Annotated in this window: 18 protein-coding genes; 10 read left to right on the top strand and 8 right to left on the bottom strand. The window is 51.9% G+C overall.

What is annotated here, in order from left to right; all coding sequences use genetic code 11:
• Window positions 1–25: 25 nt before the first annotated feature.
• The 3 genes from proQ to SAMA_RS08240 form a co-directional block, all read right to left on the bottom strand.
• Window positions 26–685, bottom strand: a complete 660-nt coding sequence (gene proQ, locus SAMA_RS08250; protein WP_011759699.1) for an RNA chaperone ProQ — start codon at window positions 683–685, stop codon at window positions 26–28.
• A 253-nt stretch (window positions 686–938) separates the two neighbouring features.
• Window positions 939–1,400: a GAF domain-containing protein gene (locus tag SAMA_RS08245; RefSeq protein WP_011759698.1), complete on the bottom strand. Its 462-nt coding sequence runs from the start codon at window positions 1,398–1,400 to the stop codon at window positions 939–941.
• Between the two features lie 18 nt (window positions 1,401–1,418).
• On the bottom strand, window positions 1,419–1,706 hold the full coding sequence (locus tag SAMA_RS08240) for a YebG family protein (protein WP_011759697.1): 288 nt from the start codon (window positions 1,704–1,706) through the stop codon (window positions 1,419–1,421).
• A 155-nt stretch (window positions 1,707–1,861) separates the two neighbouring features.
• Between SAMA_RS08240 and SAMA_RS08235 the strand changes: the two genes are divergently transcribed.
• Genes SAMA_RS08235 through SAMA_RS08225 form a run of 3 tightly spaced genes read left to right on the top strand, consistent with a single transcriptional unit; the run spans window position 1,862 to window position 5,733 of the window.
• Window positions 1,862–2,509, top strand: a complete 648-nt coding sequence (locus SAMA_RS08235) for a paraquat-inducible protein A (protein ID WP_011759696.1) — start codon at window positions 1,862–1,864, stop codon at window positions 2,507–2,509.
• A complete protein-coding gene (locus SAMA_RS08230; protein WP_011759695.1) occupies window positions 2,502–3,131 on the top strand; it encodes a paraquat-inducible protein A in 630 nt (209 codons plus the stop codon). Before SAMA_RS08235 ends, SAMA_RS08230 begins: the two co-directional genes overlap by 8 nt.
• Window positions 3,118–5,733 carry an MlaD family protein gene (locus SAMA_RS08225; protein WP_011759694.1) on the top strand — a complete coding sequence of 872 codons (2,616 nt, stop codon included), beginning with the start codon at window positions 3,118–3,120 and terminating at the stop codon, window positions 5,731–5,733. The genes SAMA_RS08230 and SAMA_RS08225 overlap by 14 nt, the downstream gene beginning before the upstream one ends.
• 158 nt (window positions 5,734–5,891) lie before the next feature.
• Here SAMA_RS08225 and SAMA_RS08220 read toward each other — a convergent pair whose 3' ends face one another.
• Window positions 5,892–7,496: a mechanosensitive ion channel family protein gene (locus SAMA_RS08220; RefSeq protein WP_011759693.1), complete on the bottom strand. Its 1,605-nt coding sequence runs from the start codon at window positions 7,494–7,496 to the stop codon at window positions 5,892–5,894.
• A 369-nt stretch (window positions 7,497–7,865) separates the two neighbouring features.
• Here SAMA_RS08220 and SAMA_RS19510 point away from each other — a divergent pair, with 369 nt between their 5' ends.
• Entirely contained in the window at window positions 7,866–8,039 is a 174-nt protein-coding gene (locus SAMA_RS19510) for a hypothetical protein (RefSeq protein WP_086015245.1), read from the top strand.
• A gap of 92 nt (window positions 8,040–8,131) precedes the next feature.
• Here SAMA_RS19510 and SAMA_RS08215 read toward each other — a convergent pair whose 3' ends face one another.
• Entirely contained in the window at window positions 8,132–9,055 is a 924-nt protein-coding gene (locus tag SAMA_RS08215) for a pyridoxal-phosphate dependent enzyme (RefSeq protein ID WP_011759691.1), read from the bottom strand.
• Between the two features lie 234 nt (window positions 9,056–9,289).
• On the opposite strand from SAMA_RS08215, the gene SAMA_RS08210 reads away from it, so the two are divergent.
• Complete coding sequence (locus tag SAMA_RS08210) at window positions 9,290–9,697, top strand: YccF domain-containing protein (RefSeq protein WP_011759690.1); 408 nt, start codon at window positions 9,290–9,292, stop codon at window positions 9,695–9,697.
• Window positions 9,698–9,705: 8 nt separating this feature from the next.
• Here the strand turns inward: SAMA_RS08210 and SAMA_RS08205 are convergent, their stop codons facing one another.
• Window positions 9,706–10,455 (bottom strand): substrate-binding periplasmic protein, encoded by a 750-nt coding sequence (locus SAMA_RS08205; protein WP_041409736.1) that lies wholly within the window; start codon window positions 10,453–10,455, stop codon window positions 9,706–9,708.
• 226 nt (window positions 10,456–10,681) lie between these two features.
• On the opposite strand from SAMA_RS08205, the gene SAMA_RS08200 reads away from it, so the two are divergent.
• Window positions 10,682–11,152 carry an EVE domain-containing protein gene (locus SAMA_RS08200; protein WP_011759688.1) on the top strand — a complete coding sequence of 157 codons (471 nt, stop codon included), beginning with the start codon at window positions 10,682–10,684 and terminating at the stop codon, window positions 11,150–11,152.
• 32 nt (window positions 11,153–11,184) lie between these two features.
• Window positions 11,185–11,544, top strand: coding sequence for a hypothetical protein (locus SAMA_RS08195; protein WP_011759687.1), 360 nt, complete (start codon window positions 11,185–11,187; stop codon window positions 11,542–11,544).
• 100 nt (window positions 11,545–11,644) lie between these two features.
• Here the strand turns inward: SAMA_RS08195 and SAMA_RS08190 are convergent, their stop codons facing one another.
• Window positions 11,645–12,439: a TIGR00266 family protein gene (locus SAMA_RS08190; RefSeq protein ID WP_011759686.1), complete on the bottom strand. Its 795-nt coding sequence runs from the start codon at window positions 12,437–12,439 to the stop codon at window positions 11,645–11,647.
• A gap of 106 nt (window positions 12,440–12,545) precedes the next feature.
• Window positions 12,546–13,460 carry a LysR family transcriptional regulator gene (locus SAMA_RS08185; protein ID WP_011759685.1) on the bottom strand — a complete coding sequence of 305 codons (915 nt, stop codon included), beginning with the start codon at window positions 13,458–13,460 and terminating at the stop codon, window positions 12,546–12,548.
• A 191-nt stretch (window positions 13,461–13,651) separates the two neighbouring features.
• Between SAMA_RS08185 and SAMA_RS08180 the strand changes: the two genes are divergently transcribed.
• From SAMA_RS08180 to SAMA_RS08170, 3 genes are all read left to right on the top strand, one after another.
• A complete protein-coding gene (locus SAMA_RS08180; RefSeq protein WP_011759684.1) occupies window positions 13,652–14,812 on the top strand; it encodes a homogentisate 1,2-dioxygenase in 1,161 nt (386 codons plus the stop codon).
• A 44-nt stretch (window positions 14,813–14,856) separates the two neighbouring features.
• Window positions 14,857–15,894 carry a 4-hydroxyphenylpyruvate dioxygenase gene (gene hppD / locus SAMA_RS08175; protein ID WP_011759683.1) on the top strand — a complete coding sequence of 346 codons (1,038 nt, stop codon included), beginning with the start codon at window positions 14,857–14,859 and terminating at the stop codon, window positions 15,892–15,894.
• 180 nt (window positions 15,895–16,074) lie between these two features.
• On the top strand, window positions 16,075–16,695 hold the full coding sequence (locus SAMA_RS08170; RefSeq protein WP_011759682.1) for a LysE family translocator: 621 nt from the start codon (window positions 16,075–16,077) through the stop codon (window positions 16,693–16,695).
• Window positions 16,696–16,722: the final 27 nt, after the last annotated feature.

Here is a 16,722-nt window from a genome sequence, read left to right as displayed (position 1 = left end):
AAGCTACTCCTTAAACTTCAATGAATTACAGCAGTATATACTCGGCGCGGACTTTCACTGTCAAGCCTGAGTCCAGCTGTACATGCACATCGCCCTTATTGATGTCCACAATTGAACCGGCCACAGGTGACATGCCCAATTTCACGTTAACGCGCTGGGCCACCTTGAGCTCTTCGAGCTTGGCAGGCACCAGATTGATGGGTACGGCTGGCGCTTTGGGTGCGGCTTTGGGCTTGTCTTTGGCTGCGGGCTTGGCGTCGCGACGTGCTTGAGGCTGGGGCTTACGTTTAGGCTTACGAGGCGCTTTATCGGCAGCGTCGCCCTCATCCTTGCTGCGCTCGGCACGCTTGGCCTTTGCCTTGTCCTGACTTTCTTTCAGTGTAGCCTGTGCGTGGTCAATGTGTTCCTGCTCCAGCTCACCGCATGGGTTGCCGTCCAAATCAACACGGACCGCACCGGCTTTGATGCACTTCAGATAGCGCCAGCTGCTGGTGTAGCGGCGCAGGGCAACACGCAATTGTGTTTTACTGACCTTAGAATCATCAGCCAACCTTTCAGCCAAATCTTGAAACAATCCAATTTTCAGTGGCTTGGTTTCACCCTCGGCCACAAAGCACAAAGGAAAGGTTTCATATAAATACGCGAGAATCGCATTGGTGTCGGTCAACTTTTCTGTTGATTCCATCTTTACTTCCACAGTTACTAGGTATGTATGCCCGGTTTATTGCAAGCGATTGCAGGACATAGGTTATTCTCTATACGTTAGCCCGAGGGCCAACACACAAATTAGCATCTTCCGGGCGCTTGCCAAAGCGTTAATAACTATTGTTAACAATTTTTACTATTCGCCGGGAAATGATCCCGAGGCAGACGCACAAGCAGCCTATTATAGTGACCGCTTGGGCGAATGCGACTGGGATTTGACGAAAACTGGTGACTTATTGACCGAACAAGGCCTTTTCCAGGGTTCTCACCAAGGTCTCAAGCCCTGCCTGATCTGTCTCATCGAAGCGGGAAAAACTGGGACTGTCGATATCGAGCACTGCAATTACCCTGCCCTGATGCCTTACCGGCACCACAATTTCAGAGTTAGAAGCTGAGTCGCAGGCAATATGACCGTCAAACTGATGCACATCGGCGACTCGCTGTGTTGTATCCGTGGCGGCGGCCGTACCGCATACGCCCTTACCCCATGGAATACGGGTGCAGGCAACCTTGCCCTGGAAGGGGCCCAGCACCAAAGTGTCTTCACGGCGAATATAGAAACCGACCCAATTCAGGTCGTCCATGTGTTCATTCAAAAGCGCCGAGAAGTTAGCCATGGCGGCGACCAGGTCGTCTTCGCCTGACAGCAAGGCCTCAGCCTGGCGGTTTAAGGTGTCGTAAAACGCGTGTTTCATGCAATTCCCTACCGATATTCAGTCATTCTCTGCAGCCTTGCGAGCTGCTTTTTTTACCGGTGCCGTCGCCACGTTGGGGGACGTGCCCTTCAGCAGGGATGATAAATCATCTTTGTGGGTGGCAAAATAGAAGGCCAACTTTTCAGTTGTCGCTTCATCGAGTCCACATTCAGCATTATCGATAAATGGGATCAGGCTGTCAGCGATATCCAGCATCTTGTCGTAGGCATCCGCCTCCTTTTTCGATGTAAATGTCATCTTCTCAACCCCATCTCTGACCACCACAAATTGAGTGATTACCGCCATGATAGCCCTCACACTGTTTATTTATACAGTGACAGAGTGTCACAGTTTTTTTCAGGGGATGCAAGTGTTTAACATGATCTGATACACTCGTACGCTGAAACCGCCTCCAGGGGAGGCAGAATCAGGCATCACCCCGGCTGGGGAACCTGTCATCCATGGATCTGCAATACGCTTCTATGCATCATGACGATATCGACAATTCGGTGATTCTCTGCCGTGCCTGTGATTTGGCCGTGCGACGCCGCGCCTTGCCCAGTGGCGTCAGGGCGCTGTGCCCCCGTTGTCATACAGCGCTGTATGACACCCCCTTCTGCTCTATCAATGGGATGTTGGCGCTCTGCGTATCTGCACTGGCACTGTTTTTACCTGCCAATTTGTTTCCCGTTCTCGAATTACATTTTTTAGGCTCGGTGCGCACCGCAACCGTCATTCAGGGCGCCATGGCGGTCATGGATCTCGGCTACTGGGTGGTGGGCATTGCCGTGCTTGTTGCCGCGGTTATAGGCCCGGGGTTATTGCTGCTGTCAATCTTGTCACAGGTCCTGCTGGTCAAGATGGGACTCAACCCCGGGTGGCAAAGGGATCTGTATAAGTGGTTATTGCGTCGTCATGGATTATTCAGCCAGCTCACCATGCTCGAAATTTATGTGATTAGTTTTTTGGTTTCAGCATTTCAATTATCTGACTTCTCAGATATTTATTTTGGTGTGGGTACCTTTTCGTTCACCATGCTGTTTCTGGTGACCCTGTTTTTGCAGCGGGAATACAATATCGAGCACATGTGGAGCCGCCTGAATGACTGACAATGTCCAGACCACCGGCAAACAAATGGGCCTGTGTCTTTGTCCGGTATGTAAGAAAACCAATCCGGAAGATGCCCAGACTTGCAGCCGCTGCGGAGCACATAACCAGGCTCGCGATTACTCCAGTGTGCAAAAAAGCTGGGCACTGCTTATCACCGCCGCCATTTTACTTATACCCGCCAATGTTTACCCCATCACGACCCTGGTGAATCAGGGTAAAGTGACCCACGACACTATATTCAGCGGTATCAAGCATTTGGTGCATTCTGACATGTTGCCTATTGCCATCATTGTCTTTACCGCGAGTATTCTGGTGCCCTGGCTGAAAATCATCGGCCTTGCCATCTACCTCTCTGCCATCAGTTTTTCCCTGCCGGTGTCCAAACGCAGACTGATGGCAGGCTTTCACATTATTGAGTGGATCGGCCGCTGGTCCATGCTGGATTTATTTGTAATTTCATTAACTGTTGCCCTGGTGAATATGGGGCAATTGCTGGATGCCAAACCCGCACCGGCAGCGACGGCATTTGCCTTGGTGATTTTGCTGACACAGCTTGCGGCCAAGGTACTGGATACGCGTTTACTCTGGGATCGACTGGACTTAGAAGATGACAAATATTGAAGCACCCAAGGTAGTCAAAAAGAAACTGTTCTCGCCGGTTTGGCTCCTGCCTCTGGTTGCACTTGCCCTTGCGGCCTGGCTTGGTATCAAGAGTATTCGGGAGTCCGGCGTCGAAATTTTTATTCATTTCCCCAGCGCTTCCGGAATCGATGTGGGCAAAACCCTGGTCAAATATCAGGGACTGACTGTCGGTAAGGTCACAGATATTGCCATGGACGAAGACCTCAAAGGCGTCAACGTCACAGTGATGATGGACTATCGTTCAACACCTTACCTGAAAGAAAACACCCAATTCTGGTTGGTATCACCCAAGGCCTCCATTACCGGGGTGTCCGGCCTCGATGCCCTATTCTCAGGAAACTATATCGCGGTTCAGCCAGGCGATGGCGAAAACATGACCCGTTTTGACGCTCTGAGAGAGGCCCCGCCATTGGCCCCCGGCAACGAAGGCATACTGGTGGAGCTCAGCACCGACAGACTCGGTTCATTGGATGTGGGATCGGGTGTCTATTTCAGGCAAATTCCAGTGGGCAACGTCGTAAGCTACCGCCTCGAAGGCAGCCAAAGAATCATCATTGGCGCCTTTATTCAGGAGCAATACGCTCACCTGGTGAAAAAAGACAGTCGTTTCTGGAATGTCTCGGGTATGAGCATCGATGCCTCCCTGAAAGGTATCAAGGTTGAAAGCGAAAGCCTCGCGACGTTGCTTGCAGGGGGGATAAGCTTCAGCTCTTCCGATGCCGGTATGAGCGCCAGCCACGGTGACAGCTTCGTGCTGCACAGCAATGAAGTTGATGCGCTTGGCGGTTTCTCTCTGGAACTGACAACAACCAATGCCGATGGCCTCAATGTGGGTAGCGTGGTCGTATATCGCGGCCTTGAAATCGGTAAGGTCACCGACACCAAGCTCACTGACACAGGCGTCAGCCTGAGTATCTTTGTTAATCAGGCCCATGGTCATTTAATCGGGAAGGACAGTCGCTTTTGGCGTGAAGGCGCAGAGGTGTCTCTCGGCGGGATAAAGCATGCGGCCAGGCTTATTACAGGCGATGTGATTGCCGTATTACCCGGTGACGGAGAGATGCGGGCCAGCTATGTTCTTGAGGACAAGGCCCCTGACTTTATGTATGCCGACAAAGCTCATGTACTTATTCGCAGCGACAAAGGCCAGGGTGCACAGGTTGGTGCCGAAATACGCTACCGTAATCTGCCCATCGGTGAGGTCACTGGGGTCAAACTCGCTGACGATTTGGGTTCTGTGGAGTATCAGGCCGACATACAACCTGAATTCAAACGCTTGCTGACTCAGGGTAGCTACCTGATCACTGAATCTCCGCTAAGCCTCGATGCATCCCTCAAAGGGGTGAAATTTGCTGTCGGCGATACCTCCACCCTACTGAATGGTGCGCTCAGGCTGGTCAGCGGCAGCGGCGCTGCACTCTCAGACACTGATGAACTGCACCTCTACGCATCAGATGACGAGGCGCTGGCAGCCAAGGCGCCAGCCAAGCGCATCAAGGTAAAGCTGCAAAGCATCGAAGGCGCTGGTATTGAGGTATCCAGCCCGGTTTATTACAAGAAGATGCACATAGGTGAAGTGACTCAGGTGAAGTGGCTGCCGGATACGGATACATTCAATATTGAACTAGCCATCGACAACACTTTTAACCGTCTTATTGGCCCCAACACACTTTATTGGAAACACAGTGCCATTTCTGTGGATGCCAGTTTAAAGGGCCTTAAAGTAGACGTGGCTACCCTGCCCGGCCTTATCAGCGGCGGCATCGCCATTGGTCTGCTGCAACAGGGCGAGGCAAAAAATCCAGGCCATCTTTATGAGTCTGAAGCACTTGCACTGGCTCAGGCATACCCGATTGAACTTTTAATGAGCGCAGACTCTCGTTTGGTCGCCGGTGCACCTATCCGCTACCAGGGACACCAGATAGGCGAAGTCACTGAGGTGAAGCTGTCGTCGGATTTAACAGAGCTGGTTGCACACGCATACCTCTATGGCGAATACGCCGACAACTTCTGCCGTGAAGACAGCCGTTATCTGCTGGAAGACGTACAGATTTCCTTGCAGGGTATCAAGGCACCGGAAGCCATACTTACCGGGCCCTTTATCTCCGTTTTGCCGGGTAAAACAGGGGCCCGCCTAAAGCGCTTTAACGTAACCACCAGAGCCCCCCACTACGCCAATGTGGCTGAAGATGCACTCAAGTTGACACTCGAGCGGCCATCCCTGGGTTCACTTAAAGCCGGTAGCCAGATCTTCTATCGCGGTGTTGCCATCGGTGCCATCGACGGCTTTGCCCTCAACAGCAGCGGCAGCCAGGTTGAGCTTTTTGCCCACATCAACGCCGAGTACCGACACCTGGTCAACGCAAGCAGCGTGTTTTTTGATCTCTCAGGGGTGAGTGTCGAGTTCGGTCTCTTCTCCGGCGCCAAGGTGCAAACAGGCTCACTTGAAACCATTCTGGCCGGTGGCATTGGTGTAGCCACCCGCGCTGCAACGGCCGGCAGTAACCAGCTTGGTAATGGCAGCCGCTTTGTGCTTTATCCCGAGGCCCATGAAGATTGGCTGTCCTGGGCGCCTCAATAAGTCAGAGGTAAAATCAGGTTACTGTTTCAGCAATTAAAAGGTCGCCAATGGCGACCTTTTAATTGCTGAAACCTTTTTGCTGGCACCGCTTATTACCTGGCCACAAGCCAGCACACCACGGCGATGAGTGCATTCGGGCGTCTTATGAAAACGTCAGCTTAAGGCGCTACCGGCGCGATGGCCGGCACCACCTTGGAGCCGTGTTTGGCCACGATTTCCATAATGCCGAGATTCAGCTCGTGTGCCACCTGTTGGTACGTCGGCAAACTCGTAGTACCCACATAGGCAAATACATTGATTTCAAGTCCGTGCAAGCCAAAACCGCTGAAGGTGACCCTCAGAGGCTTTTCGTTAACCTTATCAGTAGTTTCAAGCAAGACTTTGATATCTTCTGTGATTTTTTTGATTTGCTCGGCGCTGGTGTTGTAATCCAGGCGGATATCGGTTTTAAAGCGGATTTTTTCCCGCTCTGAGATGTTTTCAATTTCCATTTCCGCCAGCTTGGCATTGGGAATATGGATCACAGACCGGTCGAGGGTGCGAATACGGGTACAGCGCAGACCAATCTCTTCCACTGTGCCCCGCAAACTGCCCAGCTTACACAGGTTACCTACTTTGAGCGGAGCAGATGAATACAGGGTCACAGTGCCAATAAAGTTTTCGATGGACTGTTTGGAGGCCAGCGCCAACGCGATGCCACCAATACCCATCCCCGCCAGAATCGCCCCCACATTGAAACCCAGATGTTGCAACCAAATCAGCGACACCATTGCCAACATAAAAATGCGCAAGAAATTGGTCAATGGCCGCAGCAGTGAGGCGGCCTGCTTACTGCCCTTTTCCGTCCAGCGTGCCTTGAGCACACTTTGCATGAGTCCCATCAGCGACCAGAGCAGCCACACCAATGTCAGCACTAAAAACACCCCGGTATCGATAAGCTCTTTGGTCATCACCGGCAAGGTCGTTTGTAGAATCGCCGCCTTATTGAGCATCACAGCCATAAAAAAGCACAGTGGCCCTGTGACTATCGCGGCTGTTTCCTCCTTGTGTTGCCATTGGGTCCTCAGCAGCAGCCATTTCACAATCCAGGTAACCGGGATCACCAACAACAATGATGCCGTCAGGAATGTGAGCATAAAAGCCCATTCCCAAAGGTTAAGCCTGAATAGTCGTCCCTCTGGCACGTGGGCAATAAACCATTCTACCCAAGGTCCATACCCCAGCTTTTCGTAAAGTGTCGGCACCTGGGCTATGGTGGCATTGGAGATTTTCCAGATACTGCCGATATCAGCATCAGGCACGCGCTGCAGAAAAAACACCGCATCCTTGTTACCCACCTGAATACGGGCAAATGCATCGCGATAGGCTGGCAGATTATCCTGCTCATTGCCCTGTGGCGTGTCATTCACTGTGCCCAGGTCAATCCAGATGTTACGGTCCAGAATGGCTTGCAGATCCCGTGCATACTTTTCCCCTTGAGCAGGGCTCATCCGGCCCGGCAAAAATCGCAAGTCCAAGTACTCCGAAGCCCGGGCGTAATCCTGATCCCAGGCCGCTTTCAAGAATCCCTGTAACGCACCTCTGGGGGTATCCCGCCACAGAGGATCGCGGTATGAGTATTGCTCGGGCGTCGGGGCTTGCACCTCCTCTATCTCACTGGACTTATCCAGCGCCTGCATCAAGGTCAGGGACGAATTGGCCATGCTCAAACTGCTGAACAATGCAAAACAAAACAGGATAAAAACCTGATAAATCCGTTTCATAGTACGATTCCATCACTCGGGTAACCTCTGGATATTATCACCGGCACAATATTTTCACAGTGTTGTCATCCAAGGTTTTAGAGGGGCAGAATTGATTGTTGCCGCCAAATACTGCGGTAATTAACGCTGAGGGCGTAAGTTTCTTTTCTGTGTCATCCCAGCGTCATCTTACTCTGTTCAAATGCACTGAATCGCCCGTGTCAGACGGTTTAGATTGACTTCATCGGGGCGGCTAACTTGCAAACCTGGCATCAATACGCTAGTCTCGGTGGTCCTCACAACCGTCTTTTGCATATTTTTGCTAAGGATATTTTATAGTTAGATTAATTTCGCCCTTAAATGGCGACAAAGAAATAAGGAGTGTGGCTTATGTCATACAAATTAGATGGCCATGAAATCAGCGTGGCATTTCCGGTAGATTCCATCTCCCTCAATAAAAGCTCAATCGCCTTTACCGACAAGCACGGTAAGAACAGGCGGACCTTCTCGAAGCGTACCGAAGCGCTTAGATTCATGAAGTGGCTGCTGAGCAGCAATAAGTAACATTTCGCTGGGAATTTCCCTTTTCCTCTCACTTTCCCAAGCGATACTCCCAACGCCTGCGCAGAGAGCACAATTTCACAGGTGCTTTCCGCTCAGGCGACATCTCGTTCGAATAACTGTGCAAACTTGCGCCGATAGCGGGGCAACATGGACACATTCCCCCTAAGCCCACCCTGATGCAGGTACAGCCAGTTTCCCTCTGCATTGGCATCCAGCAGTGACTTCAATACCAGCAGCCCGCAAGGATCGTACAACAACTCAAATTCCAGCCCCTGGCGCCGCATAGCCAGCCAAATCTCCAGCTCATCACGCTTGAGTTTGGCGTAATGATGGGCGTCTCCAACCACCTCGGGGTAAATGTGACTGTCGGCACTTAATTCAGCAAACTGGTCAAAAAGATAATCGCCATCCCCCACCACAGGGCAAGTCACCACCCTGATATCACAATGCTGCTGATGGAAATACTCACTGAGGTAAAGTGCCGTGGTGCCTGTGCCGGACGGCAGAAACACGTTCAGATGAGCCACGCCACGGGCGGCTGCCCAATCCGCAATTTCGCGACCAAGCGTATGCACACCCCTGCGCGCGAGGGCGCATCGTCCACCTTCCGGCACATAGAGACACGCGTCAGCGTCCATCTGCTTTAAGCGAATTGACTCGATGTATTCACGGGGCGAGATATTTGGCTCTGGTACTGTGATTACCGTGGCGCCAAGTGCCAGCGCGCCGCCATAATTGCCCTCTTCCCCCCGATAGATGCTTGCGGCGATGTGGTCCACATAGAACTCCAGTTGCCAGCCACGCCTGCTCGCCAACGCCGCCAGCGAATAAAGCGAATTGGACTGGGGCGAACCATAGCCAATCAGGGTTTGCACGCCATCAAAGCTGTCAGCCAGCAAACTGGCAAATTTACGCCCCTTATTGCCACTGAAGGGTTCAGGCAATAAATCGTCCCGTTTAATCCACAAACTGTGGCCAAAAAAGGAAAAGGGATCTACTGGGCTGGGACTGGGCATGGGTAAGCGCTTCTCAGAGAGGGAAAGGGTGACCAAGAGATGCCAAGTCTAACGCGACTTGAGCCGGGTTTCAGCTTACAGCTGGTCATTTATACCAACCGGTATGGTGAAACACACTAACTCCGCAGCAAGAAACATCAATATGTCATTGATATTCAAAAAAATAAATAGATGGCCTTGATTTTGCTTAGTTTTTACCAATCGAAGATGGACGCATCGTTTACAGGAGAACATATGGCCCTGCTCAGGCTTATATTTAATATCGCGTGGTTTGTACTTGGTGGCTTTGTCATGGGGCTGGCCTGGTGGCTTGCTGGTGTGCTGTGCTTTATCAGTATTATCGGCATTCCCTTCGGACGAGCCTGTTTCGTAATTGGTGAAATGGCGTTTTGGCCCTTTGGACAGGACCATGTCTCCCGCCGCGAGCTTACCGGCCTGGAAGATTTGGGGACAGGCCCCCTTGGCATGGTGGGCAACGTTATATGGTTTTTGCTGTTTGGGATCTGGCTTGCCATTGGTCACATTGGCCACGCACTGGCCTGCTTTATCACCATTATCGGCATTCCATTCGGCATACAGCACCTTAAATTGGCTCTGCTCAGCCTGACCCCGATTGGACGCACAGTCGTTACTCGTGCGTGAAGAGTTTCTTACTCCGGCAAGTGATCTGCCATGATTTCTGCCGCATCAATTCGCTGCAGGCCTTCATTGAAAATGGCCTGCCAGCGATGACCTTCCGGCGTATTCTTAAAGGCAATATAAAGGTTCTTGTTTGCCAATAACTGGCTGTTAATTTGCACTTTATCGGCCACACCCTGTAGCCTGCTCTGTTTAAGCAAATAGCGCATGACGTAAACATCTATCACGGCCGCATCAATACGACCCGCCGCGACCTTTTTGATGTTGAACTCATCTGATGTCACCTGCTCAGCTGGCTGAAGGTCATCGGCGATGGCCCTGTCCAGTTCTTCGGTATTCACATAATCCTGTACAACCCCCAGCCGGTAGTTGCGAAGATCCTTAACCGACACCCAACTGATGGGACGGCTCTTGTGCTCAAGCAGTCCCAATGGACTCATGCCCATGGGATGGGAAAACACAAATTGCACTGTGTCGAAGTAGTATTCGGGGAAATACCCAACGTAGGGTGTATTGCTTTGGTGGGCCAGTTTCACCGCCCGACTCCACGGATAAAAGTCCACCTCAAGTTGATAACCCATAGCGGCAAAAGCGGCCTTTGCCACAGCCACAGCAGCACCTTCGGATGGCAGGCCTTGCCCCGAATAAGGTGGCCAGTTAAGTGATGTGAGCCTGACGACCGTGGCGTTTACCCCGTTGGCAACGCCAAATCCGGCAAGTGACAGGATCAACACCAGCCACATTGGCCTGAACAAGTGCATTGGACTTGATAGCAGTCGTCTTGGCAGCATAACGTGTGTCTTGGCGATATGGGCAGCCTCTGAATAAACTCAGAATCAAGTATAGCAACGTCATCAGCCGGAGCATGAGACAGCTAGTCGAGGCGTGGAAAGATTGCCCGCGTTGTATTCGGGGAATTGCTGCCGCCCTTTGCAGCGCGCCAAGTTGGCCTTACACTGGCAACTCTTGCAATAAAGTGGAAGTGCAATGAACTACTGGTTAATGAAATCGGAGCCTGATGAATTCAGCATCCGAGATCTGGCCGCCAGGCCACAGCAAACAGAAGGCTGGCATGGGATCCGCAATTATCAGGCCCGCAACTTTATGCGGGATGCCATGAAGGTTGGTGACAGGGTATTTTTCTACCATTCCAGCTGCAAGGTTCCTGCCATTGTCGGCGTCGCCGAAATCGCCAGCGACGTCTACCCTGATAGCAGTGCCTGGGATCCTGAGTCGGATTATTTTGATCCCAAATCCAGTCCTGATTCGCCCCGCTGGCTTCAACTGGATATACGTTTTGTGAAAGAATTTACAAAACCTGTGACCCTCACAGCCATCAAGAGTCACCCAGGGTTGACCGATATGCTGTTGGTACAAAAAGGATCGCGGTTAAGTATACAGCCAGTGGATGAAATCCATTGGCAACTCATCCACCAGATGGCTGGTGAATCCCTTTAACGCGTACCTCGAATGAGGTTCAGGAGAGTCCAATGAAAAACAAATGGATGTTTTTGATGCTGGCGACAGCACTCAGCACAGGTGCGACGGCCAAAAACGACAAGGACCATAAAGAGCACAAGGATCATAAAGACAAGTCCTACAATGAATACCGCTCAGATGGGAAGGACTTGCCGCCCGGTCTGCAAAAGAAGGTCGCCAAGGGTGAACCTCTGCCCCCTGGTTGGCAGAAAAAGTATCATCGCGGCGATATTCTGGATCTGGACATTTACGAACGCGGTGTGCGGGTTGGCCCTATCGGAATTGGCGGTGAAGTGACCATACGTATCGATGATTCTTTGTTTAAAATTCACGATAAGACCCGCAAAATTATCGATATTATCAACGAGTAATATTGCTGTTCATCATTGTGATGTAAAAAAGGGAGCCAAAGGCTCCCTTTTTATGATTAATGTCAGCTGTGGCAGGCAAAGATACTGCCAGCCTAATTTATCAATCGCCATCCAGCATGCGGCCAAGGCCGCCAAGCACCGAACCTTCACCACGGCTGGAACCACCCGCCGACGGCGCATGGGCGATAATACGATCGGCCATACGGGAGAATGGCAGGCTTTGCAGCCACACAGTGCCATGACCACTGAGGGTAGCCAAAAACAGACCTTCACCACCAAATACCATGGACTTAAGCGAGCCGGCCCGCTGAATGTCGTAATCGATGCCGGGGGTAAAGCCCACCAAACAGCCGGTATCCACCCGCAACGTCTCGCCCTTGAGTTCCTTCTTGATAAGGGTGCCACCGGCGTGAACAAAGGCCATGCCATCACCCTTGAGCTTTTGCATGATAAAACCTTCACCTCCAAAGAAACCGGTACCCAGGCGCTTGTTAAAGGTCATGGTGATTTGGGTTCCCAAGGCTGCTGCGAGGAAACTGTCTTTTTGCAAAATCAGCTCGCCGCCAAGCTCGGCCATATCCAGCGCCAGCAAGGTACCGGGGTAAGGTGCTGAAAACGCCACCCTACGCTTACCATGCCCCTGGTTGGTAAAGTGGGTCATAAACAGGCTCTCACCGGTAAGCATACGCTTGCCAGCGCCCATCAGGGCGCCGAAAAAGCCGGATTCGGGCTGGGAGCCATCACCCATGCGGGCCTCAAACTGAATGCCCTCTTCCATGTAAGTCATGGCACCGGCCTCGGCAATTACGGTTTCACCGGGATCCAGCTCCACTTCCACCAGCTGCATGCTTTCGCCGCGAATTTCATAGTCCACTTCGTGACAACGTCTCATCATCCTTTTCCCCATCTGACGTTTTACGGATGTGGCTCAACATACGACATAATATGTCATTTGTCAGAGCCGAAATGTAAACAACTGTGTCAACAACTCAAGTAAGGTGTTAACCCAGCCCCTCTGGTATCCCCATGGGTTCTTTGGCAAATTCTTCCAATATCAGTTCTGTAAATAGCCTGCCGGCGCGGCCCAGGGGGCGTTCCAGCGTAGAGACCAACTGCGGCACGAAGGTGTAACGGCTACCGCCCACAAAGTCGATTTCAGTAAGCAGACCCGCTTTAAGCTCATCGCGCACCAAAAAGTCGGGCATCCAACCAAAACCCAATCCTTTTAACAGCGCGTTCTTTTTCATAATAAAACCAGAGAGATAAAATACCTTGTCACCGCCAAACTGCAGCTCATCACGGTAGGTTTTGACCGGCGATGAGTCTTCAATGGTCAGCTCTACGTGTTGCTGCAGCTCGGTGAGGGTAAGGGCTTTACGCCCCGCCAGCGGATGATGAGGGGCCGCCAGCAACACGCTGGTGATGGCGGGCAATGGCTTGGCATAATAATAGGGGCCGGTGCGATAGTCTTTTACCAGCATCAAATCGGCATTGTCGCGCTCGAATCTGTGCTGCACCCCGCCAAGGAACTCCATATTGAGCTGAATTTTGGTGGGAATTTGATGCTCGGCCATACGTTTAAGCGCCGTCATGATCGGCTCCATGGGCAAGGCGCCATCAATTACCAGCTCCAGCTTGGGCTCCCACCCCTCACTGAAACGGCTCGCCAGGTGCTCGATATTGGCGAGGTGCGACAACAGCCGCTGGCCTTCCGCGAGGATTACCCGCCCTTCGGCGGTGAGCTCTGCGCGGTATTGCTCCCGGGATAACAGGCTAACGCCGAGATGCTGCTCAAGCTTTTTAATCTGGTAACTCACCGCCGACTGGGCCTTGTGCAGCCGCTCCGCCGCCTTGGCAAAGCTGCCCTCTTCTACCAGCACTTCCAATACCTTAAAGGCATCCACATCGATGCGCATCGGCGCTCTCCCGGGTCAGACAATGAACAAAAACGTAACGCCACCTTTACCATCTAATTTTTAGATGATGATTACCGATTAATTATTCTTTTTTTTGTACAAGTCGGCAACTAAATTGATACCCAGATCACATATAGCGCCAATTCGGCGGGTAAATGGGCCACTGCGAGCCCAATAGAGGATAAAAACAAATGCCATTTTATGTGAAGCAAGGTCAGATCCCGCACAAGCGCCATATCGCGTTTGCCAAGGAAAATGGAGAGCTTTACCGCGAAGAGCTGTTCTCTACCCACGGGTTTTCGAACATCTATTCCAATAAGTACCACCACAATATGCCCACCAAGGCGCTGGAAGTGGCCCCTATGTCACTGACCCACGGCGACACCTGGGTCGATTCGCTGGTACAGAACTATAAGCTGGACTCACGTCTGGCCGATGGTGAAGGCAATTTCTTCTCTGCCCGCAACAAGATTTTCTTTAACGCAGATGTCGCGCTCTACACCGCCAAGGTGACTGCCGACACCGACGAGTTTTACCGTAACGCCTATGCCGATGAAGTGGTGTTTGTACACGAAGGCGACGGCGTGCTCTTGTCTGAATACGGCGAGCTTGAAGTCAAGAAGTGGGACTATCTGGTCATTCCGCGCGGCACGACTTATCAGCTGAAGTTCAACGATTACAGCAATGTACGCCTGTTCGTGATTGAATCTTTCACCATGGTGGAGATCCCTAAGCATTTCCGTAACGAATACGGTCAGCTACTGGAATCTGCCCCTTACTGCGAGCGCGATATCCGCGTCCCCGAGCTAAAAGACGCCGTGGTTGAGCGCGGAAACTTCCCGCTGGTGTGTAAGTTTGGCGATAAGTACCAACTGACTCAGCTGGAGTGGCATCCCTTTGATTTGGTGGGCTGGGACGGTTTTGTCTATCCCTGGGCCTTCAACATCACCGAATACGCGCCCAAGGTGGGTAAAATCCACCTGCCGCCGTCGGATCACCTGCTGTTTGTGGCCAGAAACTTCGTTATCTGCAACTTTGTACCGCGCCCCTATGATTTCCACCCGCAGGCGATCCCGGCCCCGTACTACCATAACAACATCGACAGTGACGAAGTGCTCTATTACGTCGACGGTGATTTTATGAGCCGCACCGGCATTGAAGCCGGTTACATCACCCTGCACCAGAAAGGCGTGGCCCACGGCCCGCAACCCGGCCGCACCGAGGCCTCCATAGGCAAGAAGGACACCTACGAGTACGCCGTGATGGTAGACACCTTTGCGCCACTGCAGCTGACCGAACACGTGAAAAACTGCATGGCACCCGATTACAACCGCTCCTGGCTCGAAGACTAATCACAACAATTCCAGGCAGCAATCCATTGAAAGAGGACAAGACAATGGCAAGCGAAACCAATCCACTGGGCCTGCTCGGCATCGAATTTACCGAGTTTGCCACCCCAGATAACGACTTCATGCACAAGGTTTTTCTGGACTTTGGCTTTTCCATGCTGAAAAAGCACAAGGAAAAAGACATCTACTACTACCAGCAAAACGACATCAACTTTTTGATGAACCGTGACCGCGCCGGTTTCTCGGCCGGTTTTGCCAAGTCTCACGGCCCGGCCATCACCTCCATGGGCTGGCGCGTGGAAGATGCCGAATATGCCTACAAGCACGCGGTTGAACGTGGCGCCAAGGCCGCCCCGGATGACGTGAAAGACCTGCCCTACCCAGCCATTTACGGCATTGGTGACAGCCTGATTTACTTCATCGACCGTTTCGGTGATGACAACATCTACGCCACCGATTTTGTTGATCTGGATGAGCCTGTGATTGTGCAGGAAAAAGGCTTTATGGAAGTCGACCATCTGACCAACAACGTCTACAAGGGCACCATGGAACAGTGGTCAAACTTCTATAAAGACGTTTTTGGCTTTACCGAAGTGCGCTACTTCGACATCAAGGGCTCCCAGACTGCACTGATTTCTTACGCGCTGCGTTCACCGGATGGCAGCTTCTGTATCCCTATCAACGAAGGTAAAGGCGACGATCGTAACCAGATTGACGAATACCTGCGTGAATACAATGGCCCGGGCGTTCAGCACCTGGCGTTCCGCAGCCGTGACATAGTTGCCTCGCTGGATGCAATGGAAGGCTCGTCCATTGCGACACTGGACATTATCCCTGAATACTACGACACCATCTTCGAAAAACTGCCCCAGGTGACCGAAGACCGTGAGCGCATCAAGCATCACCAAATTCTGGTGGATGGCGATGAAAACGGCTACCTGCTGCAGATTTTCACCAAGAACCTGTTTGGTCCTATCTTTATCGAAATCATCCAGCGTAAGAACAACCTGGGTTTCGGTGAAGGTAACTTCAAGGCGCTGTTTGAATCTATCGAGCGCGATCAGGTCCGCCGCGGCGTGCTTTAAATCATCCTCGTTGCCAAGGTTTTATATATAAAAAGGCCGCCCTGTGCGGCCTTTTTGCTTACCTGAGAACTGAAACCATTGCCTGGCGTCCCCGGCCCTTATTGTGACTTGTGTCTTACACTTGGCTTCAATTACACTGCTTAGCCCGAGCATTTTTGCCTGAAATCAGAATTCGAATCCATGCCAGACTTCACCCTGTTAGCCGTATTTATTCCCACCTTTTTATTTGTCTCCATCACCCCCGGCATGTGTATGACACTGGCCATGACTCTGGGCATGAGTATTGGTGTGCGTAAAAGCCTTTGGATGATGGCGGGCGAACTGGTCGGTGTGGGCCTGGTGGCACTGGCGGCCGTGCTCGGCGTTGCCGCCATCATGCTCAACTACCCGCAACTTTTTGCTGCCCTCAAATACGTAGGTGGCGCTTATCTGGTCTACCTTGGCATTAATCTGTGGCGCTCCCGCGGTAAATTTGCGCTGAGTAATGAGCCCGGCCCCAGCCCACATCCCATGGCGCTTATCAGTCAGGGCTTTTTGACCGCCGTGGCCAATCCCAAAGGCTGGGCCTTTATGGTGTCACTGCTGCCGCCTTTTATCAGTGTAGAGCGCCCAATGGCACCCCAGTTAATGGCGCTGCTGTCCATTATTCTTATCACCGAGTTTGCCTGTTTAATGCTGTACGCCAGCGGCGGCAAGAGTCTTAAAGCCCTGCTGAGCCGAGGCGACAACTTAACACTACTTAACCGAATTGCCGGTAGCCTGATGGCGTTTGTGGGTATTTGGCTTGCCTTTGGCGACTGATTGGACCGCTTTCGCCATGGGAAAGAA

This window comes from Shewanella amazonensis SB2B, from assembly GCF_000015245.1.
Taxonomy (GTDB): Bacteria; Pseudomonadota; Gammaproteobacteria; order Enterobacterales; family Shewanellaceae; genus Shewanella; species Shewanella amazonensis.
The sequence above is the reverse complement of the archived record's forward strand: the minus strand, read 5'-3'. Positions and strand labels throughout refer to the sequence as shown.

Excerpts from the sequence above, each read along its gene's own strand:
- SAMA_RS08185 (WP_011759685.1), bottom strand. The coding sequence starts at position 13,460 with ATGCGCATCGATGTGGATGCCTTTAAGGTATTGGAAGTGCTGGTAGAA.
- SAMA_RS08180 (WP_011759684.1), top strand. The coding sequence starts at position 13,652 with ATGCCATTTTATGTGAAGCAAGGTCAGATCCCGCACAAGCGCCATATC.
- SAMA_RS08210 (WP_011759690.1), top strand. The coding sequence starts at position 9,290 with ATGGCCCTGCTCAGGCTTATATTTAATATCGCGTGGTTTGTACTTGGT.
- SAMA_RS08200 (WP_011759688.1), top strand. The coding sequence starts at position 10,682 with ATGAACTACTGGTTAATGAAATCGGAGCCTGATGAATTCAGCATCCGA.
- SAMA_RS08220 (WP_011759693.1), bottom strand. The coding sequence starts at position 7,496 with ATGAAACGGATTTATCAGGTTTTTATCCTGTTTTGTTTTGCATTGTTC.
- SAMA_RS08245 (WP_011759698.1), bottom strand. The coding sequence starts at position 1,400 with ATGAAACACGCGTTTTACGACACCTTAAACCGCCAGGCTGAGGCCTTG.
- SAMA_RS08205 (WP_041409736.1), bottom strand. The coding sequence starts at position 10,455 with ATGCACTTGTTCAGGCCAATGTGGCTGGTGTTGATCCTGTCACTTGCC.
- SAMA_RS08225 (WP_011759694.1), top strand. The coding sequence starts at position 3,118 with ATGACAAATATTGAAGCACCCAAGGTAGTCAAAAAGAAACTGTTCTCG.
- SAMA_RS08215 (WP_011759691.1), bottom strand. The coding sequence starts at position 9,055 with ATGCCCAGTCCCAGCCCAGTAGATCCCTTTTCCTTTTTTGGCCACAGT.
- SAMA_RS19510 (WP_086015245.1), top strand. The coding sequence starts at position 7,866 with ATGTCATACAAATTAGATGGCCATGAAATCAGCGTGGCATTTCCGGTA.
- SAMA_RS08240 (WP_011759697.1), bottom strand. The coding sequence starts at position 1,706 with ATGGCGGTAATCACTCAATTTGTGGTGGTCAGAGATGGGGTTGAGAAG.
- hppD (WP_011759683.1), top strand. The coding sequence starts at position 14,857 with ATGGCAAGCGAAACCAATCCACTGGGCCTGCTCGGCATCGAATTTACC.
- SAMA_RS08235 (WP_011759696.1), top strand. The coding sequence starts at position 1,862 with ATGGATCTGCAATACGCTTCTATGCATCATGACGATATCGACAATTCG.
- proQ (WP_011759699.1), bottom strand. The coding sequence starts at position 685 with ATGGAATCAACAGAAAAGTTGACCGACACCAATGCGATTCTCGCGTAT.
- SAMA_RS08190 (WP_011759686.1), bottom strand. The coding sequence starts at position 12,439 with ATGATGAGACGTTGTCACGAAGTGGACTATGAAATTCGCGGCGAAAGC.
- SAMA_RS08170 (WP_011759682.1), top strand. The coding sequence starts at position 16,075 with ATGCCAGACTTCACCCTGTTAGCCGTATTTATTCCCACCTTTTTATTT.
- SAMA_RS08195 (WP_011759687.1), top strand. The coding sequence starts at position 11,185 with ATGAAAAACAAATGGATGTTTTTGATGCTGGCGACAGCACTCAGCACA.
- SAMA_RS08230 (WP_011759695.1), top strand. The coding sequence starts at position 2,502 with ATGACTGACAATGTCCAGACCACCGGCAAACAAATGGGCCTGTGTCTT.